The 23700-nt window shown below is 52.0% G+C and carries 20 protein-coding genes and 1 riboswitch; of the genes, 19 read left to right on the top strand and 1 reads right to left on the bottom strand.

The genetic code is table 11. The annotated features are described in order from the left end of the window. Nucleotides 1–45: 45 nt before the first annotated feature. From AF331_RS09460 to AF331_RS09540, 17 genes are all read left to right on the top strand, one after another. Entirely contained in the window at nt 46–2538 is a 2493-nt protein-coding gene (locus AF331_RS09460) for a hypothetical protein (protein WP_053427916.1), read from the top strand. A gap of 76 nt (nt 2539–2614) precedes the next feature. Beyond that, nucleotides 2615–3484: a carbohydrate ABC transporter permease gene (locus AF331_RS09465; protein WP_231888716.1), complete on the top strand. Its 870-nt coding sequence runs from the start codon at nt 2615–2617 to the stop codon at nt 3482–3484. Next, nucleotides 3484–4308 carry a carbohydrate ABC transporter permease gene (locus AF331_RS09470; protein ID WP_197082315.1) on the top strand — a complete coding sequence of 275 codons (825 nt, stop codon included), beginning with the start codon at nt 3484–3486 and terminating at the stop codon, nt 4306–4308. The genes AF331_RS09465 and AF331_RS09470 overlap by 1 nt, the downstream gene beginning before the upstream one ends. Before the next feature lie 86 nt (nt 4309–4394). Further along, nucleotides 4395–5510 carry a glycoside hydrolase family 88/105 protein gene (locus AF331_RS09475; RefSeq protein ID WP_235576363.1) on the top strand — a complete coding sequence of 372 codons (1116 nt, stop codon included), beginning with the start codon at nt 4395–4397 and terminating at the stop codon, nt 5508–5510. A gap of 48 nt (nt 5511–5558) precedes the next feature. Then, nucleotides 5559–6575: a LacI family DNA-binding transcriptional regulator gene (locus AF331_RS09480; protein ID WP_053427917.1), complete on the top strand. Its 1017-nt coding sequence runs from the start codon at nt 5559–5561 to the stop codon at nt 6573–6575. A gap of 81 nt (nt 6576–6656) precedes the next feature. Then, the gene (iolG, locus tag AF331_RS09485) at nt 6657–7685 is read left to right on the top strand and encodes an inositol 2-dehydrogenase (protein ID WP_053427918.1); all 1029 of its coding nucleotides are present in this window, start codon (nt 6657–6659) and stop codon (nt 7683–7685) included. Next, nucleotides 7682–8683: a 5-dehydro-2-deoxygluconokinase gene (iolC, locus tag AF331_RS09490; protein WP_053427919.1), complete on the top strand. Its 1002-nt coding sequence runs from the start codon at nt 7682–7684 to the stop codon at nt 8681–8683. The genes iolG and iolC overlap by 4 nt, the downstream gene beginning before the upstream one ends. Before the next feature lie 25 nt (nt 8684–8708). Then, on the top strand, nt 8709–10172 hold the full coding sequence (locus tag AF331_RS09495) for a CoA-acylating methylmalonate-semialdehyde dehydrogenase (RefSeq protein WP_053427920.1): 1464 nt from the start codon (nt 8709–8711) through the stop codon (nt 10170–10172). 69 nt (nt 10173–10241) lie between these two features. After that, nucleotides 10242–12161, top strand: a complete 1920-nt coding sequence (iolD, locus tag AF331_RS09500) for a 3D-(3,5/4)-trihydroxycyclohexane-1,2-dione acylhydrolase (decyclizing) (protein WP_053427921.1) — start codon at nt 10242–10244, stop codon at nt 12159–12161. Between the two features lie 14 nt (nt 12162–12175). Further along, nucleotides 12176–13072 carry a myo-inosose-2 dehydratase gene (gene iolE, locus AF331_RS09505; protein WP_053427922.1) on the top strand — a complete coding sequence of 299 codons (897 nt, stop codon included), beginning with the start codon at nt 12176–12178 and terminating at the stop codon, nt 13070–13072. A 21-nt stretch (nt 13073–13093) separates the two neighbouring features. Further along, nucleotides 13094–13882: a 5-deoxy-glucuronate isomerase gene (locus tag AF331_RS09510; RefSeq protein WP_053427923.1), complete on the top strand. Its 789-nt coding sequence runs from the start codon at nt 13094–13096 to the stop codon at nt 13880–13882. Nucleotides 13883–14059: 177 nt separating this feature from the next. Then, the gene (locus AF331_RS09515; protein WP_053427924.1) at nt 14060–14512 is read left to right on the top strand and encodes a GNAT family N-acetyltransferase; all 453 of its coding nucleotides are present in this window, start codon (nt 14060–14062) and stop codon (nt 14510–14512) included. A 63-nt stretch (nt 14513–14575) separates the two neighbouring features. Next, nucleotides 14576–15244, top strand: a complete 669-nt coding sequence (locus tag AF331_RS09520) for an HAD hydrolase-like protein (protein ID WP_053427925.1) — start codon at nt 14576–14578, stop codon at nt 15242–15244. Nucleotides 15245–15357: 113 nt separating this feature from the next. Then, nucleotides 15358–16041: a polyphosphate polymerase domain-containing protein gene (locus tag AF331_RS09525; protein ID WP_053427926.1), complete on the top strand. Its 684-nt coding sequence runs from the start codon at nt 15358–15360 to the stop codon at nt 16039–16041. 21 nt (nt 16042–16062) lie between these two features. Further along, nucleotides 16063–16764 carry a DUF4956 domain-containing protein gene (locus AF331_RS09530; protein WP_053427927.1) on the top strand — a complete coding sequence of 234 codons (702 nt, stop codon included), beginning with the start codon at nt 16063–16065 and terminating at the stop codon, nt 16762–16764. A gap of 12 nt (nt 16765–16776) precedes the next feature. Next, nucleotides 16777–18624 carry a CotH kinase family protein gene (locus tag AF331_RS09535; protein WP_053427928.1) on the top strand — a complete coding sequence of 616 codons (1848 nt, stop codon included), beginning with the start codon at nt 16777–16779 and terminating at the stop codon, nt 18622–18624. Nucleotides 18625–18808: 184 nt separating this feature from the next. Further along, nucleotides 18809–20995: an FUSC family protein gene (locus AF331_RS09540; protein ID WP_053427929.1), complete on the top strand. Its 2187-nt coding sequence runs from the start codon at nt 18809–18811 to the stop codon at nt 20993–20995. A gap of 28 nt (nt 20996–21023) precedes the next feature. Here AF331_RS09540 and AF331_RS09545 read toward each other — a convergent pair whose 3' ends face one another. After that, the gene (locus tag AF331_RS09545) at nt 21024–21884 is read right to left on the bottom strand and encodes a DUF4097 family beta strand repeat-containing protein (protein WP_053427930.1); all 861 of its coding nucleotides are present in this window, start codon (nt 21882–21884) and stop codon (nt 21024–21026) included. A gap of 174 nt (nt 21885–22058) precedes the next feature. Here AF331_RS09545 and AF331_RS09550 point away from each other — a divergent pair, with 174 nt between their 5' ends. Then, the gene (locus AF331_RS09550) at nt 22059–22670 is read left to right on the top strand and encodes a DNA-3-methyladenine glycosylase (RefSeq protein WP_053427986.1); all 612 of its coding nucleotides are present in this window, start codon (nt 22059–22061) and stop codon (nt 22668–22670) included. Between the two features lie 63 nt (nt 22671–22733). Next, nucleotides 22734–22816: riboswitch (cyclic di-GMP riboswitch) on the top strand. A gap of 63 nt (nt 22817–22879) precedes the next feature. Further along, complete coding sequence (locus AF331_RS09555) at nt 22880–23587, top strand: EAL domain-containing protein (RefSeq protein ID WP_053427931.1); 708 nt, start codon at nt 22880–22882, stop codon at nt 23585–23587. Nucleotides 23588–23700 lie beyond the last annotated feature (113 nt).

A 23700-nucleotide genomic window follows, 5' to 3' on the forward strand; every position in this document is an offset into this window, starting at 1 on the left:
GGAGTATGGTCCATACTCCCCGCTTTATGAAAAGAGGCTATGAAAATGAATGATTATCATTTTACCGTCCAGCCGGGTGAACCGCTAAACCGCTGGGTCCACACCGATTTAACCATCGCTCCATACCGATCCGAAAAGGCCGTATTCGATCACCCTGTGAACATCACGGAAGAATATGTGCAGATCGTTTATCCCGGCAGACAGCAATTCCTGGATCAGCGTCTGAAAGAAGAGGTCCTTCTTCCTGAAACGGATTTTCACCACATCTACTTCCCTTTTGAAAATCCCCGATTAGAGTTTTCAGCTTTCATCCCGACGCCACACCTCCTGAGCGTATATGGCAGGACGTTCATCAAGCCCGACGAAGGCGGCGCGTTCCCCTTTACGGTCAGCACATGCGGAAGCGTCGAGATCTGGGTGAATGGGTCGAAACAATTGAGCTGGACCCCCTATACAAGGAATCTTGCCTCCCATAAAGACATCACCTTGACCCTCGAAGAAGGCTTTAATGAAGTCATCCTCTACATGGATGATCTTGCCGAGCGGGATGTGAACTATTTCACCGAACTCCGGTATACGGGGCAGACGGCCCTTGAAGGTTACATAAAGGTACCAGCCAGTCCCGAACAAATTGAACAGGCCGAGCGCCTCCTGACTTCCCTGTACTTTTCAAAGGACATCTATCGTTCGGGCCGATTGGAAGTCTATATGAACCGGGAAGAGGCTTCCGGCATCGAAGAGCTGTTCGTCAATGTGAACCGCAATCATCTGTTGAATCCCGTGTTCGACAGCAAAGCCGATGATGAACTGGATGCCTTTGATTTCTCTTTTAATGTGAGCCTTGATGAGAATGGATTCCAGAAGCTCATGAGCGTAGATGACCTGTCCTCGAACGGTCTGCTGCAGTTCGATATCGGAGTGGTACTCCCTGGTGGAGTGCAGGTGGCGAGGAGGATGGTGGCGTCGATCCTGACGAACGACGATCCGGGACAGTCATTCTCGGATTCCCTTCCGGAACGAAAGCAGGAGATCCTCGAATTCTTCTCTCAAAGCGAGAAGCTCGATCTGAATGCCGGCTTCAGCTTGATCCACTTGAATGGAAAAGTGGATGAGCAAGCGAAGCGTCATATCAGGAGCTGCTTTGATGAAATACAGAAAAAAGGCGACTGCGCCGATTTCCGCCTGGCGCCGCTGCTTGGCTTCACCATCAAGTATCAGGACACGATCCCGGCCGACTTTCATGAGGAGCTGAAGGAGCTTGCCGTGAACTTCCGATACTGGATCGATGAACCGGGGAACGATGTGATGTGGTACTTCAGTGAAAACCATGCCCTGCTGTTCCATGTGTCCCAGTATTTTGCCGGACATCTCTATCCCGACACAACGTTCAGCGTGAGCGGGAGGACAGGGCGCGAGCAGTATGAGAAAGGGAAGGAACGACTGGAAGAGTGGTTTGAGGTGTTCCTGAAGTACGGCTACTCCGAGTGGAACTCGACGACCTATCTTCCGATCGACCTGATCGGATTCTTCAGTCTCTATGAATCGGCCCCGGATGAGCATATCCGGAAGCTTGCGAAGGAGGCATTGGATTTCACCTTCAAGATCATTGCTGTGAATCTGCACGGAAAGACGATGTCCACAACCTATGGACGGGTGTATGAACACGATCTGAAGGCGATGGAGATGGGGGAGACGGCCAATCTGGCGTTCATCACGTGGAAAAAAGGCAAGCTCAACACGGCGATGAGGTGTACGACGCTCTTCTGTCTATCATCCTATGAACCGCCTACACTAGAAGACTATTTCATCGAGGATGCTTCAAAGGCACTCGTGACCCAGTACAAACAGGGGATCAAAGAGGTCTATACGTATAATTACAAAACATCCAGCTACTGTATGAGCGCGGCAATCCGCTTTAATTCGTACAAAAAAGGTCATCAGCAGCATGCCATGAATATCGCCCTCGACCAGGACAATACCCAGATATGGATCAACCATCCCGGGGAGGCGGTATATAGCGGTGAGAACAGGCCGAGCTTCTGGGCCGGGAACGGAATCAGTCCGAACATCACCCAATATAAGCAGTATATGTTCCTCGAGTATCGCCTGAAAGAGCCGTTCCTTCCATATATACATGCGTATCTTCCGTTCTGGAAGCTTGACGAGGTGAGGGAAGAAGGCAACTGGTTGTTTGCGAAGAAGGATGATGCCTATATCGGCCTATATTTCAGCAATGGATATGAGCTGCAGGAGAAGGGCGCGATTGCACACCGGGAAGCCCGTTCATATGGGGCACATCACAGGGTGATCGCGACGTGTGCTTCAGAAGCAGAAGTGGGTTCATTCAAGGCATTCGTGGAAGAACAGGTGAATGCAGCCATTTTGATCGACAGCCATCGATGGTCGTACGCGACGGAAAGAGCCGGGACGCTCCAGGTGATCGATGATCAGCTCTACGCAAACGGGAAGCCGGTAGAATACGACGCAGGCTATGAAGTCGAGGAAGAGCATATAAGCATTCCACAGTTTCAACAGTAATCACTACCATACATCATACCCTGGGCCCGCCTCCTTGGCGGCCCTGCGGGGGGTGAAGGATTGAGGGGGAAGTACGGTGAGGAGAAAAGATAAAAACCAGAAATGGGCTCTGGCCTTCGTCATTGTCAACATGGTTTTATTCACAGTATTTTTTGCCTGGCCCGGCATACTCGGCGTGTACTATTCGTTCACGGACTACACTGGGATCAGCGCTTCGTTTATCGGACTGGACAACTATATCCAACTGTTCCAGGACAAAAGCTTCTATAAATCCCTGGGAAGGACGATCCTTTATACGGCGGTCGGAGTGCCTCTTCTATATGCATTTTCCCTGCTGATATCGGTCCTCCTGGTGAGCAAGTTCACAAAGGGGAAATCCGTGGCCAAGGTCATCTTCTTCTTCCCCTGGTTGATTTCCTCCATCGTGACCGGGGTCATCTTCCGCTGGTTGTTCGGAGAAAGCTTCGGATTCGTCAACTTTCTCCTTTCACTGATCGGAATGGAGCCGGTGGGCTGGTCCTCTGACGGAAATATGGCGTTCATCCTCGTACTATTCGCCACCGTGTGGATGGGGACGGCGTTCAATATGCTCCTGATGATCTCGGCGCTCGTGAACATCCCGCAATCGTACTATGAAGCAGCCGATATCGACGGTGCAAGCGGCTGGCAGAAGTTCATCCATGTGACGCTTCCAAGCCTGAAGCCGACATCCTTCATGGTCATCCTGCTGTCGGTCATCCATCTGATGAAAGAGTTCCCGATGGTTCAGGCCCTTAATAACGGGGGACCCGGTACGGATAACACATTCCTCGTCCAATATATCTATCAGACAGGATTCGACCAGCGGAATATCGGCTATGCAAGCGCGGTTTCCATGGTACTGTTCGTCATTCTCCTTCTCTTTGCGATCATTAATCTGAAGGTGGAAGAAAGGAGCAAATTATGATGAAGCGATATCGCGGCAGTACAATCCTGATGACGGCGATCATGGCCATACTGGCCATCGCCTATCTGTTCCCGGTCCTGTGGCTTTTGCTCAGTTCGTTCAAGCCGGGCAGCGAGCTGTTCAGCTTCCCGCTGAAGCTATTTCCTGAAGAATTCACACTGGATAACTACAAATACGCATGGTCGACCATGGAGTTTACGAAATACGTGCTGAACACCTCCTTCGTCACCATCGTGGCGACCCTTTTGACCATCATGGCGAGTGCTTCCTGCGGGTACGCACTGGCGAAATATAAATATAAGTGGCTCAGCGTCTTCTTCATCTGTATCCTGGCCACGACCATGCTTCCGACGGAGGTTATCATGAATCCGACGTTCACGGTCATCCAGAAGGTCGGGCTGTACGATAACCTGTGGGGACTCATCATCCCGTCCATCAATACGGCAACCGGGATCTTCATGTTCAGGCAGTTCTTCATGACGGTACCCGATGATCTCCTCGAAGCAGCACGCATCGACGGAGCGAATGAAGGAAGGATCTTCTTCCGCCTCATGCTCCCGATCGCAAAACCGATCATCATCACGCTCGCCATCTTCTCCTTCCAGTGGAGATGGAATGATTACATCTGGCCGCTCATCGTCATCAGCGATCCAAATAAGTACACCATCCAGGTCGCCATCCGGAGCATCGTCGGAGCGGATAATATCGATTGGGTCCTACTATTATCAGCGTCCGTCATTTCCCTCCTGCCGATGGTGCTGCTCTACGCGATCTTCCAGCGCTACATCATGGATACGGGGGCCAGTTCCGGTTTGAAAGATTAATGGGAAGGGATAGGAGATTCCCTATCTGTTAGCGAATGTAGTAAAGAATACGGCGTTACGAAAAGATGCTATGCGAGGTGGAAGCAATGACACTACTGATAAAGAACGTCCAGGAAACGGTCCATAAGGTGACCGGGCAGCTATTGGATCTGAAAAGGCCCGAGAATGAATCGGAGCTTGAAGGGATCGGCGATGGAGCCAAAATCGGTTATTTTCCCAGGGACTTCGGGATGGAAGAATGGGATTGGCCGCAGGGAGTCGGACTGTATGGACTGAAAAGCCTGTCGGGTCAAGACGGTTTTCCGGATTACCACACGTTTTTGAAAGAGTGGGCAGAAGAGCAGAAGGAGAGGGGCCTTCCCCTCAAAAACATCAACACCACCGCCCCGCTCCTCACCCTCATGGATGTGGAGGGAACAGAGCAGCTTGCCCTGGAGTGGGCGGACTGGATCATGGAAAAAGCACCAAGGACCGAACGTGGAGGCCTTCAACACGTCACCAGCGGCGCCACCAAGAATGATCTGACGATGAATGACGGTCAGATCTGGATCGATACGCTCTTCATGGTCGTCCTTTTCCTCGGGAAGATGGGGGTCAGGTACGACCGTAAGGAATGGAAGGAAGAAGCGGCACGCCAATTCCTCCTTCATATAGAGCTCCTTTTCAGTGAAGGGGATGGTCTCTTCTATCACGGCTTCGATTTCAATGGTCACCACCGGTTCAGTGAAGCCTACTGGTGCCGGGGGAACAGTTGGTTCACTTTGGCAGCACCCGAGTTTCTTGCTATGATGGAAGGACAGCTGGATGACGGAACGTACAAGACCATTGCCCAAACCTACAAAGCCCAGGTCGACAAACTAGTGAAGCTTCAAGCACAGGATGGCCTTTGGCATACGCTGCTTGATGATCAGGATTCATACACGGAAGTATCGGGATCCTCTTCCATCGCGGCGGGCATCCTGAAGGGCATCCGCTATGGATTGCTGGATGGATCCTATCTGGATGTATGCAGGAGAGCGGTTGATTCCATCCTACAGGAAGTCGACGATGACGGCACCGTACTCAAGGTATCGGCGGGAACGGCAATCGGGGCCTCCAAAGAGGACTATAAGAATATCATCATTGCTCCCACAGCTTACGGGCAGGCCTTGGCGATTGTACTATTTTCTGAAGTTCTTCAGCATGAAAAATTAGTAGCCTGATACAGTAGGAAATAGACATCGGAGTGGGCCCTGAAAGAGGAGTTAACTATGAAAACAACAATCTATGATGTGGCAAAGGAAGCGGGCGTATCCATTGCCACCGTATCGAAAGTCATCAATAATACAGGGCGGATCAGTGAGAAGACCCGCAAGAAGGTGACGAAGATCATGGGGGATCTCGAATATCAGCCGAGCAGCGTGGCTGCAGCCCTCACGGGGAAACGGACGTTCACCATCGGCGTCCTCGTACCCGATATCGCCAACCCCTTCTTTGCAGAGATCGCCCGTGCTCTCGAGAACAACGCCAGGAAAAGCGGATATACGATCATCCTCTGCAGTACGGATTACCAGAAAGAACGGGAGCAGGACTATTTCGATCTTCTCATCAAAAAGCAGGTCGATGGGGTGATCATCGCCACCGAACCGAAGGAGCTGCAGAAGTTCAAAAATCTGGAGAGCCGGGGCATCCCCTACATCATGTTCTCCTTCGATCACCTGGAGCTCGACTCCCATGTGGTGACGACGGATGACGTGAAGGGTGGCTACCTTGCCGGGAGATACCTTCTGGAACACGGTCACCGTCATGCGGCCGTCATCACGGAGCTGCAGCGAGCGAGTGGAAAGCTCAGGCTTGAAGGGTTCAAGAGGGCGTTCGGAGCGGTGGGAATCGAGCTTGATCCCGATTCCGTGATCAACTCCAAGTCCACTTTCGAGGATGCGAAGAAAGCAGCAAGGAAGCTCCTGAAGAAAGAGAACCGGCCTTCAGCCGTCTTCGCCTCGACCGATCTGATCGCGGCCATTTTCATCAATGAAGCGCGGAAAGCAGGCGTATCGATACCCGGCGACATGTCGATCATCGGATTCGATAACACGATCTATGCAGAAATCGCTGATCCGGGATTGACGACGATCGCCCAGCCGATTCCAGAGCTTGCTTCCTATGCGATCGAGCAATTGATGAAATCCATCAAGGACCCCGACAGTCCTGCCCATCGAATCACGCTGGCTCCCTATCTTGTCGAGAGGGATTCAGTGAAGACAGTAGAGAACCATGAAGCTGACTGAATAAGTCGGCTTTCATTTAACCGAAAAGGGAAAGCGCTTAACTTAAAAGGCATATAGATAGGGAAAAGGGAGGAAGACAGAATGGAAATGACAGTGGGTATTATAGGTGCAGGCAGGATCGGAAAGATCCACGTGGAAAACTTGAGGAAGTTGAGGAATGTGAAAGTGAAGAGCGTGTCCGATGTTCAGGTATCACACCTGCAGGAATGGGCAAAGGAGACGGGGATCGATCATCTGACAACGGATTACCGGGAGCTCCTTGCCGATCCGTCCATCTCTGTGATTTTCATCTGTTCCCCGACGAACACCCATGCCGATCTCATACGCGAGGCAGCAGAAGCAGGCAAACATATCTTCTGCGAAAAGCCGGTCAGTTTCACCGTCGAAGAAACCGAAGCGGCACTGGCAGCGGTGAAAAGGGCGGGTGTAAAGCTCCAGGTCGGATTCAACCGCCGCTTTGACGCCAACTTCCAAAAGGTTCGCGAGTTGGTGAGCGAAGGGAAAGTCGGGACTCCGAATATCCTCCGTATCACATCAAGGGATCCGGAGCCGCCGAATGCTGCCTACATCCGTACATCCGGTGGCCTGTTCATGGATATGACCATCCATGATTTCGATATGGCCCGGTACATCATGGGGAGTGAAGTAGTCGAAGTCCATGCCCACGGTGCCGTCCTTGTGGATCCTGCCATCGGGGAAGCAGGAGACATCGATACGGCCATCGTCTCCCTGAAGTTCGCCAATGGTGCCCTCGGGGTCATCGAGAACAGCCGCCGAGCTGCTTACGGATACGATCAGCGCCTTGAGATCTTCGGAGATAAAGGAGCCGCCCAGGCTGAAAATGTAAGGGCTAACACGGTGAAACTCGCAACGGAAGATTATGTGACGACGGAAAAACCGCTCTACTTCTTCCTTGAGCGTTACACCCAAGCGTATGTGGAAGAAGTGATCCAGTTCATCAAGGCCATCGAGAATGACGAGCCGGTGTCATGCTCTGGATTTGACGGGCTGCAGGCCGAACGGATCGCCAAAGCGGCCAGGACCTCCCTTGAAACAGGCGTACCGGTCAAACTCACCCACGAAGCGGTCAAAAGGAGTGAGATCGTATGAACCCACTATCGTTTCATGAAGACCGTCCCTTTGATCTAATCGCAGTCGGCCGACTGTGCATCGATCTGAATGCAAATGAAACAAACCGTCCGATGGAAGAAACGAGCACCTTCACGAAATACGTCGGAGGTTCACCTGCCAATATCGCGATCGGCTTTGCGCGACTGGGCATGAAGACTGGCTTTATCGGAAAGGTATCCGACGACCAGATGGGCAGATTCATCACAGGATACCTTGAGCGGAATGGGATCGATACAGAAGGAGTGAAGATCGACAACACTGGAGCCGTGACGGGCCTTGCCTTCACGGAGATCAAAAGTCCGGAAGACTGCAGCATCCTGATGTACAGGGACAATGTCGCCGACCTGCTCCTTCATCCGTCCGAGGTGAGTGAAGCTTATATCAGAAGGTCCAAGGCCCTGCTCATCTCGGGAACGGCCCTTGCCCAAAGCCCGTCCCGTGAAGCGGTATTCCTCGCCCTGGAGTATGCGGTGAAGCATGATGTCACCGTGTTCTTCGATCTCGACTACCGGCCTTACACGTGGAAGGATGAAGCAGAAACGGCGGTCTATTATAACCTGGCTGCCGAGAAATGTGATTGCATCATCGGGACGCGTGAAGAATTCGATATGATGGAACGGCTTCTGAACCGCACCGAATCGGATGATCACTACACGGCGACACGCTGGTTCTCCCATCGTGCGGACATCGTCGTCATCAAGCACGGAGGGGCGGGATCGATCGCCTATACGAAAGACGGGGGTTCACACCGAAGTGGGATCTTCCGGACGAATGTACTGAAGACGTTCGGAGCGGGAGATTCCTACGCCTCCGCCTTCATCCACGGCCTGATGAAAGGAACGGATGTATCCGAAGCCATGAAGCGTGGAAGCGCATCGGCATCGATCGTCATCTCTAGGCACAGCTGCTCAGAAGCCATGCCGACAGAAGAAGAGCTTCTAGAACATATGGATTCAGCTCTATACGAAACAATCTAATACAAGATGGAAAGGGAGAGGTAGCATGACAGTGACAACCGTACGTACAGTGAAGAACTATATCGGAGGGAAATGGATCGAATCAGCATCGGAGAATACGGAGACCGTCTACAACCCTGCCACCGGTGAAGAAATCGCCATCGTAAAGCTCAGCACGCGGGAAGAAGTGAACGAAGCGGTCGAAGTGGCTCATGAAGCGTTCAAATCATGGTCCCAGGTGCCGGTGCCAAAACGGGGGCGCATCCTGTTCAAGTATCAGCAACTCCTGGTCGAGCATTGGGAAGAACTGGCGAAGCTCGTCACGATCGAGAACGGAAAGAGCTTTGCCGAAGCGCACGGGGAAGTCCTCCGCGGCATCGAATGCGTCGAGTTTGCTGCCGGGATCCCGAACCTCATGATGGGTAAGCAGCTGCCTGACATCGCCGCCGGTCTGGAATCAGGCATGTACCGGTACCCGATCGGGGTCGTGGGCGGGATCACGCCGTTCAACTTCCCGATGATGGTCCCTTGCTGGATGTTCCCCCTTGCCATCGCCTGCGGGAATACATTTGTCCTCAAGCCTTCCGAACGGACCCCGCTTCTCGCGGCCAGGCTTGCCGAGCTGTTCGAGGAAGCCGGACTGCCGAGCGGCGTGTTGAATATTGTCAACGGTGCCCATGATGTCGTCAACGGTTTGATCGAAGAGAAGAAGGTGAAGGCGATCTCCTTTGTCGGCTCCCAGCCGGTAGCAGAACTCGTCTATAAGAAAGGAACAGAGAATCTTAAGCGTGTGCAGGCACTGTCAGGAGCGAAGAATCATTCCATCGTTTTGAAGGATGCCAATCTGGATGTTGCCGTATCCCAGATCACGGGAGCCGCTTTCGGATCTGCCGGTGAGCGCTGCATGGCGGCGGCCGTCGTCGCCGTCGAGGAGGGCATCGCCGACGCGTTCATCGAGAAGCTGAAGCAGGCCGCAGATGACATTACCATCGGGAACGGTCTGGAAGAAGGCGTATTCCTGGGTCCGGTCATCCGCCAGAACCACAAGGAACGCACATTGAGCTATATCGATTCCGGTATCTCCCAAGGTGCGACCCTACTCCGTGACGGCAGGAAAGACAAAGCGACGGAAGGCGAAGGATACTTCCTCGGACCGACGATCTTTGATCATGTGACGCAGGAAATGAAGATCTGGCAGGATGAAATCTTTGCCCCGGTCCTTTCCGTCGTCAGGGTGAAGGACCTTACAGATGCCATCGACCTTGCCAATGCCTCGGCATTCGCCAACGGGGCGTGCATCTACACAGACAGTGCCTCAGCCATCCGCCAGTTCAGGGAAACAATTGATTCAGGGATGCTGGGTGTCAATATCGGAGTGCCGGCACCAATGGCGTTCTTCCCGTTCTCCGGCTACAAGGATTCTTTCTACGGTGACCTTCATGCGAATGGAACCGACGGCGTTGAATTCTATACAAGGAAGAAGATGGTCACGGCCCGTTACGTCAAATAATGGACGGGAGCGGCATGCGCCGCTTCCTTTTTTATCATATGGAGTGAATAACACAAGGAGGGAATCAGTATGGAAACAATCCGACTCACCACTGCACAGGCCCTAGTGAAGTTCCTGAATGCCCAGTATGTCGAGTTCGACGGCAGGGAAGAGCGATTCGTCAAAGGAGTCATCACCATCTTCGGACATGGGAATGTCCTTGGCCTCGGGCAGGCACTTGAAGAGGATCCTGGGGAACTTGAGGTGTACCAGGGCAGGAACGAGCAAGGCATGGGCCACGCTGCCATGGCTTTCGCCAAGCAATCGAAACGGAAGCAGATCATGGCCTGCACCGCCTCGGTCGGACCCGGTTCTGCCAATATGATCACGTCTGCCGCTACGGCAACAGCCAATCAGATCCCGGTCCTGTACCTGCCGGGGGACGTCTTCGCCTCCCGCCAGCCCGATCCCGTCCTCCAGCAGATCGAGCAGACCCATGATCTTTCCATTTCGACCAATGACGCGTTCCGCCCTGTCAGCAAGTACTGGGACCGGGTGAGCAGACCCGAGCAGCTCATGCAGGCGATGCTGAACGCCATGCGCGTCCTCACCAACCCTGCAGATACAGGAGCCGTCACGATTTCCCTGCCTCAGGATGTACAGGGGGAAGCATGGGATTATCCACTATCGTTCTTCAGAAAACGGGTCCATCGCATCGAGCGTCGCATGCCTTCCGTTGAGAGCGTAGCGGACGCCGTTGAATTGATCCGCTCCAAAAAGAGGCCGTTCATGATCCTCGGAGGAGGAGTCCGCTACTCGGAAGCAGCCGAGGCGTTCCTCCGATTCGCAGAAGCGTTCCGGATCCCCTTCGGTGAAACCCAGGCAGGGAAGAGCGGGGTACCGGGAAGTCACAGCCTGAATCTTGGAGGGGTGGGCGTGACCGGCAATGCAGCCGCCAACCTCCTCGCGTCAAAGGCCGATCTGATCATCGGAGTGGGCACACGATTCACGGATTTCACCACGGGATCCAAGGAATTATTCCAAGGAGCAGACGTCCTCACGATTAACATTTCGGACTTTCATGCAGGAAAGCTTGAAGCGGTGAAGGTAGTCGCAGATGCAAAAACGGGTCTCGAAGCGATCGCTTCGGAACTGGGGGATTATCAATCTTCCTATCAGGGAGAATTGGAAGAAGCGCGTGAGCAGTGGGACGCAGAACTTCATCGTCTTCATCATATCGAAATTGGTGACTCATTCACACCTGAGATTGCCGGACAGCTTGATGAGGAACTTACTCATTATAAGGAAGCATTGAACACCAATCTTGCACAAACGACGGTCATCGGCCACGTCAATCGGTTGATCGACGAGGATGCCGTGATCGTAGGGGCAGCAGGGAGCCTGCCTGGTGACCTGCAGCGCATGTGGGTGTCGAAGGATCAAGACACCTACCACATGGAATACGGCTATTCCTGCATGGGGTATGAAATCGCCGGAGCCCTCGGAGTGAAGCTTGCCGAGCCGGGCCGGGAAGTATATGCCCTGGCCGGTGACGGGAGCTACCTCATGCTCCATACGGAATTGATCACAAGCCTGCAGGAAAGGAAGAAGATCAATATCCTCCTCTTTGATAATGCCGGATTCGGTTGCATCAATAATCTGCAGATGGACAACGGAATGGGAAGCTTCGCCACGGAGTTCCGTCATCGCAATCAGGCAAGCGGCCGCATGGACGGTCCTGTCATGACGATCGATTATGCAAAGGTCGCAGAAGGGTACGGTGCCAAAACCTATTCCGTCCGCACCCTTGAAGAGCTTGAGGCGGCGATCAAGGATGCCAAGGATCAGCCGGTGAGCACGCTCATCGACATCAAAGTCCTGCCGAAGACCATGACCCATGGCTATGATTCCTGGTGGAACACAGGGGTTGCCGAAGTATCGGAAAAACAAAGCATCCGTGAAGCGTATGACCGGAATATGGCCAAACGTCAAACGGCGCGTCAGTATTGATGGGAGGAAGAGGGATGTTTAACGGAAGAGAAATCAAGCTGGCCATCGCCCCGATCGGATGGACCAACGATGACATGCCGGAGCTCGGCGGGGAGGTCACCTTCGAGCAGTGCATCAGTGAAATGGCCCTGGCCGGATTCCAGGGAAGCGAAGTGGGGAATAAATACCCCCGTGATCCGGATCAGCTGAGGAAGGCCCTTGATCTCAGGGGGCTGTCCATTGCCAGCGCATGGTTCAGCGCGCATCTGACTACGGATGGGTATGAGCGCACCGCTGCTGAATTCATTGCCCACCGTGATTTCCTTCATGAAATGGGAGCAAAGGTCATCGTCGTCAGTGAGCAGGGGAAGAGCATCCAGGGACAGATGGATGTACCGCTATTCGACCATAAGCCGGTCTTTAACGAGGAAGAATGGGCCCTCCTCACTGACGGGCTCAACCGACTGGGAAGCCTTGCAGCAGAAAAAGGCATGAAGCTCGTATATCATCACCATATGGGAACGGGCGTCCAGACAACGGATGAGATCAGAAGGCTCATGGAAGGGACCGATCCCGACAACGTGTCCCTTTTATATGATACAGGTCACCTCGTGTTTTCAGGAGAAGATCCCCTTGTGATCCTTGAAGACTATATGGACCGGATCCATCATGTCCACCTGAAGGATGTCAGGGCGGAAGTCGTCGAGAGGGTGAAGCGTGAGAAATGGAGTTTCCTGCAGGCCGTGAAGGCAGGGGCATTCACCGTCCCCGGCGATGGAAGCATCGATTTCCGCCCTGTCTTCGGATTGATCGCGGAAGGTGCGTATGAAGGGTGGTTCGTCGTCGAAGCAGAACAGGACCCGGCCATCGCCAATCCCCTGGAGTATGCCATCAAAGCAAGGGGCTATATCAGGGAAACGGCAGGCATCTAGAACAGAAGGAGGAGAATCACCATGTATGAAAAGCTCGGAGAATTACAGCAAGGCTACAATACCGTCACGGATATGGACTCCAAGCATCCGGATATGCTGCAGGATATCGGGGTGTACCGGCTGAGTGCCGGAGACGGGGAAACCCTGCATGACGAAGGGAAGGAAACCGCGGTACTCCTCATGGAAGGATCCATCACCCTGGAGTGGAACGGACACGTTCAGGACATCAGCCGGGGAAATGTGTTCGATGAAGATCCGTGGTGCCTCCACGTCCCTAAAGGCGTCCAGGTCATCGTGACGGCCAAAGGGGAGAGCGAAGTTCTGATGCAGAAGACCGATAACGCCGCAGACTTTGCACCGAAGCTCTATACGCCCGAGGATTGCTCGAGCACGGTGGCGGGAGAAGGCGTATGGAACGGGACCGCTGAGCGCGTGATCCGCACCATCTTTGATCACGATAACGCTCCCTACTCGAATCTCGTGATCGGCGAAGTGATTTCCTATCCAGGGAGGTGGTCCAGCTATCCCCCACATCATCATGATCAGCCAGAGGTGTACTACTATAAGTTCGACCGCCCCCAAGGATTCGGCTGCGCCATGGTCGGACCCGACGCCTATCGCGTCGAGCACAACAGCTATATCACCATACCCGGCAGCCTGGACCATCCACAGGCGACGGCGCCGGGTTACGCCATGTACTTCTGCTGGATGATCCGTCACCTCGACGACAATCCGTGGACGGAACGGATCATGGAAGAGGAGCATACATGGCTCTTGGAAGAAAACGCAAAGATCTGGCCGGACCGATAAATTGCTCTATATAAAAATTGTATAATCTTGTAAAATAGGACTATATCCGCTTCATGGATGCAGTCCTATTTTTCTGATTGCCGGGGTGGGAACATGATTGATAGGAGATGGGGAGAAGATCCTCTGAATCTCATAAAGTCTAATGGAGAACGTTGAATCTGGAGGGAGCATCAGCATATGACAACCCAATGGCAAGAAATCACCATCATCAATGGAGAAGAAATCGATCTCCATCTCGTAAAGACCGTACCGGGCAACCCGACGAAGAATTGGGTCCCGGCCTATCACTTCAACATGGCCCTGAAGGGTTCCGACACGCCGATCGGGGTCATCGATCTCCGAATCGGCCATAACGAGAACCTCTACTATGGAGGGCATATCGGCTATGCCGTCCATTCCGAGCATCGGGGCCATCACTATGCAGGGAAGGCGGTGCTCCTGTTGAAGGAACTTGCACTCGCACACGGGATGGAAAAGGTGACGATCACCTGCAACCCCGACAACCTCCCGTCCAGGAAGACGTGTGAATATGTGGGAGCGGAGATGAAGGGAATTGTCGCCGTCCCTCCCCATAACGATTTGTACCAGTGCGGGGAAAAGGAAAAATGCATCTATGAGTTGGTTTGGTAGAATAATAGGCAATCAATTCGTTCAAACGTTTGTTTAATTTCAATTGTAGGGAGAGCATGCATTATGAAGAAAACCGTCATCTTTGATATGGACGGAACATTATTCCAGACAAATAAAATCCTCGAGGCGTCCCTCGTGGATACGTTCGATCATCTTACCCGTGCCGGCAAATGGCAAGGGTCCGCTCCTTTGAAGGAGTATCAGGACATCATGGGAGTCCCCCTCCCGAAAGTGTGGGAGACGTTGATGCCCGATCATTCAGAAGTGGACCGCAACGAAACGGATCAATACTTCCTCGAGAGCCTGATCGCCAACATCCACGGGGGAAAAGGTGAGCTGTATCCGAACGTGGCCGAGCTTTTTGAACGATTGGATTCGGGTGGCTGTGCCATCTACATAGCCAGTAACGGGTTGAAAAGGTATCTGGCTGCCATCGTGGACCACTATAAGCTCGACCGCTGGGTTGCAGGAGTCTACAGCATCGAGGAAATCGACTCCCTGAATAAATCCGACCTGGTCGGAGCCATCCTGGCAGAGGCGGGGGATGGACCTGCCGTGATGGTCGGGGACCGCCTGTCCGATTTCAACGCAGGGCGCGATAACAACATCCCGTCCATCGGCTGCCGGTTCGACTTTGCCCGGGAGGAAGAGCTGGCATGTGCCGACTATGTCATCGATGATCTGTTGGATGTAGTGGAGATCATGAACAAGGCTGAATATGTAACGGAGTGATAGAAGGATCCTGATTCTGAATGAATCGGGATCTTTTTTTGTTTATCCGACATCCCCCTGACACATTCGCTCCCTACAATACAACTATAGACCAAGCGAAAGGAGGAACGAATATGAGTCAAATCGGAAGAAAAGAACTGAAATTCGCCATTTCCATCCCGGAATATCACATCCTGATCCATAAGCTCAAGTGGCTGATGACGAGGGATGAGCATGCAGGACGGGACGGGAAGTACCATATACGAAGCGCTTATTTCGATAATATGGACGACCGGATCCTGACGGAGAAGAAGGAAGGCTACCTGAACCGTGATAAGTACCGGGTGAGGATCTACAACCTCTCCACATCCGTGATCCACCTTGAGCGGAAGAGCAAGCGGAACAATCAGACGTTCAAAACAAAATGTCCCCTGACCCGGAAGGAATACGAAGCCATCCGCCGGGGAGAAACGGAGTGGATGGAGGACGACGTAAGACCCCTCATCCGCGATCTGTATGGGGAGATGACAAGACGGCTGATCAAGCCGGTGGCGGTCGTCGACTATGAGCGTGAAGCCTACACCTATCCGTATGGAAACGTCAGGATCACCTTTGATCAGAATATCCGCACGAGCCTGAGGAATACGGCGATGTTCGACCGGAACCTGCCCATGGTACCGGTCATGGAAGAGCCCCTCATCATCCTTGAGGTGAAGTTCGATGAATATCTTCCGGATATGATCAAATATGCCCTGCAGGCAGTGGATACAAGAACGGAAGCCTACTCGAAGTATCAGCTCAGCAGGATGTTCGGATAAACCAAAAATAGAATACGAAAGATGAGGTACACAACCGTGAATGAACAAATCAATTTCAGTGATATTTTTAAATCCAGTTTCATCGAGAAGACGACGTCGTTCAGTCTCACCGACTCAATCATCGGTCTCGTCCTAGCTTTCTTGATCGGCCTTTTCATCTATGTTGTCTATAAGAAGACATTCAATGGGGTCATCTATTCCCATTCTTTCAATATTTCATTGCTCATCATGACGATGGCGACGGCCCTTGTGATCATGGGGATCTCGAATAACGTCCTCTTGTCCCTTGGTATGGTCGGTGCCCTATCCATCGTCCGGTTCAGGACACCGATCAAGGATCCAATGGATCTGGTCTACATCTTCTGGTCCATCGTGTCGGGAATCCTTTGCGGAGCAGGGTTCATCCCTCTTGTTGTCATCGGTTCTGTCCTGATCGGGATCGTGCTCCTTGTATTTGTGAACAAAATAACGGTTGAAAACCCGTTCCTGCTGATCGTGAAGGCAGGCGGTGGAAGCAGCAGTGAAGCAATCGAAGCAGAACTCAAAAAGCTGACATCACGCTATCAGCTGAAATCTCAATCCTTCATGGGAAGCGACGAAATGGAAACGACGTATGAAGTCCGTATGAAAACAGGCGAATCGGCCATGCTTGCTGAACTGAAGGCATTGCCGGGAATCAAATCCGCCGTCATGGTGAGCTATGATGGAAACTTCACTGCATAGGAGGTGGAGGGAATGATCGGGAAAAAGATGGTGGCTGTGGTCTTTGCCCTCCTCATGCTTACCTTCGTGGCAAGCGTATATGTCCTTCCTGCCGTCGGACTCGAGGAGAAGGATACGTCCACCTCATACAAACAGACGGTCTTCAACGAGAGCAAGGTGGGGCGCGTCGATATCGAAATCGATGAAGACGACTGGGATGATCTTGTGGAAAACGCAACCAAGGAGGAATATAAGCGGGCGACCGTGACCGTCAATGGCAAAAAAGTTAGCGATGTGGCCATCAGGGCGAAGGGGAATTCTTCCCTGACGTCCGTTGCCAATAGTGACTCTGACCGGTACAGTCTGAAAATCGATTTCGATCATTATGACAGCTCGCAAAGCCTGTATGGCCTCAAGAAATTGAATTTGAACAATAACTATAGTGATTCGACGCAGATGAGGGAATTTGTTTCTTATGAAATGATGGAAGCGATGGGGATCGCGACGCCTGCCCACTCTTATATGTATGTGACCATCAACGGTGAAGACTACGGGCTTCTCCTTGGAGTCGAACAGGTGGACGAAACGTTCCTCGCAAGCGAGTTCGAATCCAATGACGGGTTCCTGTTCAAGCCGGATGGGGTCGGTTCCGATCTCAAATGGATCAGTGACGATCTAGATGATTACACGGGTGTCGAGCTGAAAACGAACGAGTCCAACAAAGATCAGTCGACATTCACCGATATGCTTGATGCCATCAACAACGGCGGTGACCTTGAGGAGTATCTCGATGTTGATGAAATGCTCCGCTATTTTGCCGTCAATACAGCGCTCGTCAACCTTGATAGCTATCAGGGGCAGATGAAGCACAACTATTATCTCTATGAAAAGGATGGGACCTTCTCCATCATCCCTTGGGATTATAATATGTCCTTCGGAGGCTTCGGCGTCGGAATGGGCGGAAGAGGCAATGAGGGAGAGAAAGACCTGGTGGACGGGGAACAAGCTGAAGAGCCTGGCAACCAAGCTGCCGATCAGAACGGTGCTCCTCAAGGTAACGACAAGCGCGGCATGGGTGGGGGGATGATGACGAGTCAGCTCATCACCGACTCTGCCATCGACTTCAGCGTGAGCGAACCCGTTGCCAATACGACCCTTGAAGAACGTCCACTGCTCAATGCCCTCCTTTCCAACTCAGAGTACAAGGAGAAATATGAAGAGTACTTGAAGACATTTGCCGAGGAGATCTTCACAGAGGAGCGCGTATCCGAGATCACGAACAATCTTGCATCGATCCTCACTACTTATGTCGAGAGTGACCCGACCAAGTTCTTCACAACGGATGAATTCCTGAAAGGCGTTTCCGGCGACGAAAGCCTGGCAGAATTCACAAAGCTGAGATCCGAGTCGATCCTTGAGCAGCTGTCCGGCGAACGGACGGTTGAAAGCCAGGCGGGATCCAGCAGTCAGGGGCAGGGAGCTCCGAATGGCGGGCAGGGTAATCCAGCAGCAGGAAATGAGCAGGATGCGAACCAGGAGAATCCCGCGGCAGATGACAATGCCCCTCAAAATGGAGCGCCGGCAGGAAATGAACAGGACGGTGCGCAGGCTCCTCCGGCCCAAGGGGGGCAAAATGGTGCTCCTCCTGATGCAGGGAACGGCGGACAGGGAGAGCCACCTGAAGGGTTCGATCCTGCCGATAGACCTGATGGATTCAACCCCGGGGATGGTCCCGGTGGAGGAGGACCACAAGGGAACGGAGCACAGGGAGAAGCCGTTGATTCGACGGCGGCCCTCACAGTGAGCGGAATCTCCGTAGCCGTTCTCCTGCTTGGCCTCGGTGCAGCATGGCGTTTTAGAAGAAGACGCGGCTTCCGTTGAGTCCATGACAAGCAATATCCTTTACCGTCTCGTCCGAAACCCGTATAATTAAAAGAATAAACTATTCGCGATGACACCTATACTAAGTAACCGGATAGCCCTCTGCGGCTCTGGTTACTTTTTTGTTAGGGTGGGTACGATAAAAAGGATTATAATCGCAGGACGAGTAAAGGGTTTGATGACAATGAGACAACTACATCGACAACATATATGGCTTGGACGCTTCCTCGCTTCCGATCCCGGGAGGAAAAGGCTGCAGCAGGCAGGCAAGACGACGCTGAGCCTCATGACTTCGGTATTCATCACATTATTCCTACTGAAACTGAATGAGTATCCGTCCATCACACCTGCCATCGTTTCAGGAATGGTGGGAATGTTCGGTGTCCTGATCGTATTGGATGACACGGACAGGAAGAAGAAAGTGACGCTGCTATGCATCGCCGTTTCAGTGGCAGGCGGGATCACCGTCGGTTCCCTGTTCAGCCATCATCCGTATGCCGTCAACATTTTCCTCGTGGCGGCCATGTTCAGCGCCTTTTATTTCTCCCGCTTCGCCGTCCGCTACTTTTCCATCGGGATGGCCTCTTTCATGTCGATCTACTTTTCATCCGTTCTGAAGCTCGACGCATCGCATCTGCTCTGGTTCTATATCGGTATCGCGATCGGGACGCTCAGTGCCTACATGTATCAGTTCCTTCTATTCAAAAGTTCTTCCTACGTATTGAAAAGGAGCCTGATTTCGTTCCATATCCAGTCGAATCTGACATTCACCATCCTGTTGAAGGCAATGGAAGATCCAAAAAGCAGTGAGAAGAGGAAGAAAAGTCTCGATCGAAACGTACGTAAATTGAATGAGTATGCGCGGACGCTGTCGGGTGATATCAATGAAAGTGACCTCAAGGAGCTGTACCCAGGAATTGACGTTTCTGAACTCAGGCTCTACGTCTTCGACGCGGAAATGCTGATCCAGACCCTATCGGATTCATTGAAGAAGCTGAAGGAGCTGAAGGCGTTCGAGCAGGACGAGATCCGCCAGCTATTGATGCGTGTCATCCGTTCACTTCGTGATGCCGATGTCCTGGCACAGGACTATGAACCGAAGACACTGGAAGAAACCGAACGTGCTCTTCAGGAGCTGCGCTTGATGCTGACGAATGTCCTGAAGGATCAAGAGGATCTTCCGAGATGGATCTATCTTCTGCGCCGTATCGAGTCCATCTCGAATCACGTCCTTCAGGCAGCCCTTACGATCCAGGAAGCCTTGAAGGGAGAACGGGAAGTCCCTACTGAAAAGGAAGAGGATGAATCGGAAGAAGAAGAGAAGGAAGACGAAGAAGAGTCAAAAGGGTTGAAGCCGTCGACGAGAAAAGCAATCCAGGCATTGATTGCAGGGATTCTTGCCATCGTGGCAGGTGAACTGATCGCCCCCGCCCAGCCGTACTGGGTGCTGTTGACGACATTCATCATCATGATCGGTACTGAGACGGTGGGAAGAACCTACCTGAAGGCGTTCCAGCGTTCATTCGGTACCGTCATCGGGGCACTCGTCGGATTCGGGGCCGCTACCCTTGTATCGGGAGTGAAGCCCCTTGAAGTGGGACTGCTTTTCCTGGCCCTTTTCCTATCATTCTACTTATTCCCCGTTTCCTATACGCTCATGAGCCTGTTCATCACCATGCTCATCGCCTTCATGTACGATATTCTCCTTGGCGGGATTTCTGTGGGGCTTATGGGGGCAAGGGTACTTGATACCATCATCGGCGCCTTCATTGCCCTGATCGTGTCGGCTTTCGTTTTTCCGAAGAAGACAAAGGCCAAGGTCACGGATACATTCGATGAGTTCTTCGAGGAGCTCGGGGAATATGTGGAAAGCTATCTTTCTTCCTTCCTGAAAGAGAAGAAGAAGCCCCTTGCGGACCGGGCATTCGATCTCGACCACAAGGTTCAGGCGATCAAGGACGAAGCCCAGTCGATCCTTCAGCGCCCAGGGGCTATGACCAGGACGGGACTCGGACGGTGGATCACCGTCGTCATCGCCGTCAATTATTATGCGAAGCATCTGCTGGCTTCTTCCCACAGAAGGAATGAACCCTTCCCGGAAGAATTGCAGAAGGTGATCGGGGTGACAAGTGAGAAACTGACGCAGAACATCGAAGCGGTCCGACTCATGATGAAGGATCCTTCCGCGCACTGCAGTCTCTGGGATCTCGCGGAAGAACGAAGGGAAATCGAAACCCAGGCCCCTGGTAGGTTGAAATCACATATTGATGTCATTCATCATGTGTACTATGTTTGGAAGATCAATCAGTCCATCGTTGCTCTCGGTGAAGAGCTTGGGGGAAAAGTGAATTCAGAAGAGGAAAAAGGGTGAGAGCATCTGCTCCCACCCTTTTTTGGGTTTACCGAATGATCATATCCCCGCTGGAGAGGTCTACATTGATGGAATGTTTTCCGGATCCTTTCGTTCCTTTTATGGAGCGTTCACTGCTTGTTTGATCCTTCAGTTTGATGGTGTTGAGGATATCTCCGCTTCCTGCCTTCCCGTTCAGTTTGAAGCTTGCGTCTTCAGGCAGATTAAGGTCCGCATCGCCGGATCCGACCGTGAAATCCACATCTCCAGAAAGCTTTGTCATGGATATCGACAGATCACCTGAAGAAACCGCTCCCTTCAAAGGCCCTTCATAGCCCGTCAGAAGCACATCCCCTGAGCCCATATCAACCGATCCTTCCCTGGTTTTGATATCCTTGCCGACAAAATCTCCGGATGACCCCTTATATGTGAAGGATCCGGTGTTGAAATTCCCGATTTTCATATCGCCTGAGCCGATCTCGGTCTTCAGGTCATCCATGGACATCACTTCGTCCGGTATGAAGATCAGTTCTCCTGAGCCGACCTCGATTTCCAGATTGTTTTCGTAGTTCTGAGGAAGAAATACAATCGTATCAAATTTTTTGCTGTTGAAGCCGATATAAAAGATAGGCTTCATTTTGACCTCAAGGTTGATTTCGTCTCCTTGATCTTCAAGGTTAACGGTGCCTTTTCCGTTGAACTCCACCCTGACTTCATCATCTTCCGTTGTTACGATCTTCGTATCTCCGCTTCCGAGCGACAAATGGATGAGCTTGGTTCCGTCGTTTACTTTTACACTGTCTGAGGTTTTCCCACCTTTGGCAAAAAGGGTGGTCCGATCATTCAAAATGAGGAAGATCGCACCTAATGCCAACAAAGCCACTACGATGGCGAATGCATTCTTTTTCATGTTTCCCTCTCCTTGGTTCGTTTTTCCAATCTTTCTATAGTGTAAGTGGAGAACCATTATTCTGCAATGCGCCCCCGGATCAATTTTTTATCCGCCTCTGGTCTTAGTGGAGAGTTTGAACCCTGATGAAATGGGGGAGTATGCAGGATGAGAGGAAATGAAAGGTGGGAAACCATGACGACGCATCGTGTGTTGGAACAGACTTTTTATGAACAGCCGACGATTGAACTTGCCAAGTCCCTTCTCGGCTGCCTGATGGTGAAAGAAACGGAGGAAGGCACCGCATCGGGCTATATCGTCGAGACAGAGGCGTATATGGGACCGAAGGATCGTGCAGCCCACAGCTACGGTAACAGGAGGACAAAACGGACTGAAGTGATGTTCGCGGAATCGGGTAGGATCTATACGTATGTGATGCATACCCACTGTCTCGTCAATGTGGTGAGTGGGGGATCAGGGGTGCCGGAAGCGATCCTCATCCGTGCGGTTGAACCTGTAGATGGCCTGGAACTCATGGCCAGCCGGCGTGAAGGCCACTCCATGAAGAATTGGACGAGCGGTCCCGGCAAGCTGACCAAAGCCATGGGCATCACCATGGAAGATTACGGTGGAAGCTTCCTTGAGCCTCCTTTGACTATTTGCGAAGGGTACCTGCCGGAAAGAATCGCCGAGGGTAAGCGGATCGGCATTGATAATAGCGGGGAAGCAAAGGATTATCCGTGGAGATTTTGGATCGAAGGGAATCCCTACGTATCAAAGGGTCGCGGGCAAAATTCAGAAAAATAGGAATAAATACCCCCATAAACTATTTCGTTTATGGTATATTTTACTTATATAACCAACCTCACCGTCTATTGGGAAGGCGTTGAACCTGAATGTCCGATGGGCGCTTGCATTCAGGGGAGCCAGTAGCGCAACCGACCGCATATGAAGTCTATTTCTATGTGGTTTTTTTGTACCTTGCTCAAAAAAATACAGAGAGATAAGGGGTCCTAATGAATATTTTCAGCATCTTTCAAGACGACTTGATCTATCACGAATTCCAGCCCTTGTACAGGCTTGGGCATCATCAGTCTCTCTATGCGTATGAGGGGCTCCTCCGCAATACGTTCAATCAGAATCCGGAGCACGTATTTCAAACGGCCATCAAAGCCAATATCCTGTATAAGCTTGACACCCTTTCCATCACAAAGGCGATGGAGAGCTTCGTGAATACCGGCCTCGACTGCAAGCTGTTCCTGAATATTTACATCACGACCATCCTGCATCCGAGTTTCCGTCATTACTTTGATCATCTGATGAAGACCCACCCTTCGATGGAAGGGAGGCTCGTCCTCGAAATCAACGAATCAAGTGCCGAAGAACTTTGGCAGAACCCCTTATTAAAACAGGCGTTGAAAGGGTTGAGGGAGTACGGGGTGTGGTATGCCATCGATGACTTCGGGCAGGGGACGTCTTCCATCAAGAAGTCCATGGAATATGAGCCCGAAGTGATCAAGCTTGATCGCTATTTTGCCATGGATCTTGCTCAGGATCCCAAGAAGCAGCGATTTCTGTCGTTCTTCAGCCAGTTCTATTCCGAAGATACCCTCATCGTCCTCGAGGGGATCGAAAAGCAGGAAGACATGGAAGTCGCCCTTGAGATGGGGATCGCCATCGGGCAGGGCTATCACTTGGGCAGGCCGGGAAGATTGTTGGCCTGATCAAGGCGCTGGGTTAGGCAGGGCTTGTGCCTCTCCCTGTTTTTTATTGACAGAAAATAAATTAAATTGAAAATTTTTGAAGAGGAGAGTAGGATATAGGAAAAAGAGAAAAA

Origin of the sequence: Rossellomorea marisflavi (assembly GCF_001274775.1) — a bacterium.
GTDB classification, from domain to species: Bacteria; Bacillota; Bacilli; order Bacillales; family Bacillaceae_B; genus Rossellomorea; species Rossellomorea marisflavi.

What these genes read in the sequence shown, in the direction of transcription:
- AF331_RS09515 (WP_053427924.1), top strand. Translation starts at nt 14,060, where the DNA reads ATGACAACCCAATGGCAAGAAATCACCATCATCAATGGAGAAGAAATC.
- AF331_RS09470 (WP_197082315.1), top strand. Translation starts at nt 3,484, where the DNA reads ATGAAGCGATATCGCGGCAGTACAATCCTGATGACGGCGATCATGGCC.
- AF331_RS09535 (WP_053427928.1), top strand. Translation starts at nt 16,777, where the DNA reads ATGATCGGGAAAAAGATGGTGGCTGTGGTCTTTGCCCTCCTCATGCTT.
- AF331_RS09545 (WP_053427930.1), bottom strand. Translation starts at nt 21,884, where the DNA reads ATGAAAAAGAATGCATTCGCCATCGTAGTGGCTTTGTTGGCATTAGGT.
- AF331_RS09525 (WP_053427926.1), top strand. Translation starts at nt 15,358, where the DNA reads ATGAGTCAAATCGGAAGAAAAGAACTGAAATTCGCCATTTCCATCCCG.
- iolE (WP_053427922.1), top strand. Translation starts at nt 12,176, where the DNA reads ATGTTTAACGGAAGAGAAATCAAGCTGGCCATCGCCCCGATCGGATGG.
- AF331_RS09495 (WP_053427920.1), top strand. Translation starts at nt 8,709, where the DNA reads ATGACAGTGACAACCGTACGTACAGTGAAGAACTATATCGGAGGGAAA.
- AF331_RS09530 (WP_053427927.1), top strand. Translation starts at nt 16,063, where the DNA reads ATGAGGTACACAACCGTGAATGAACAAATCAATTTCAGTGATATTTTT.
- AF331_RS09480 (WP_053427917.1), top strand. Translation starts at nt 5,559, where the DNA reads ATGAAAACAACAATCTATGATGTGGCAAAGGAAGCGGGCGTATCCATT.
- AF331_RS09475 (WP_235576363.1), top strand. Translation starts at nt 4,395, where the DNA reads ATGACACTACTGATAAAGAACGTCCAGGAAACGGTCCATAAGGTGACC.
- AF331_RS09555 (WP_053427931.1), top strand. Translation starts at nt 22,880, where the DNA reads ATGAATATTTTCAGCATCTTTCAAGACGACTTGATCTATCACGAATTC.
- AF331_RS09540 (WP_053427929.1), top strand. Translation starts at nt 18,809, where the DNA reads ATGAGACAACTACATCGACAACATATATGGCTTGGACGCTTCCTCGCT.
- iolG (WP_053427918.1), top strand. Translation starts at nt 6,657, where the DNA reads ATGGAAATGACAGTGGGTATTATAGGTGCAGGCAGGATCGGAAAGATC.
- iolC (WP_053427919.1), top strand. Translation starts at nt 7,682, where the DNA reads ATGAACCCACTATCGTTTCATGAAGACCGTCCCTTTGATCTAATCGCA.
- AF331_RS09460 (WP_053427916.1), top strand. Translation starts at nt 46, where the DNA reads ATGAATGATTATCATTTTACCGTCCAGCCGGGTGAACCGCTAAACCGC.
- iolD (WP_053427921.1), top strand. Translation starts at nt 10,242, where the DNA reads ATGGAAACAATCCGACTCACCACTGCACAGGCCCTAGTGAAGTTCCTG.
- AF331_RS09510 (WP_053427923.1), top strand. Translation starts at nt 13,094, where the DNA reads ATGTATGAAAAGCTCGGAGAATTACAGCAAGGCTACAATACCGTCACG.
- AF331_RS09520 (WP_053427925.1), top strand. Translation starts at nt 14,576, where the DNA reads ATGAAGAAAACCGTCATCTTTGATATGGACGGAACATTATTCCAGACA.
- AF331_RS09550 (WP_053427986.1), top strand. Translation starts at nt 22,059, where the DNA reads ATGACGACGCATCGTGTGTTGGAACAGACTTTTTATGAACAGCCGACG.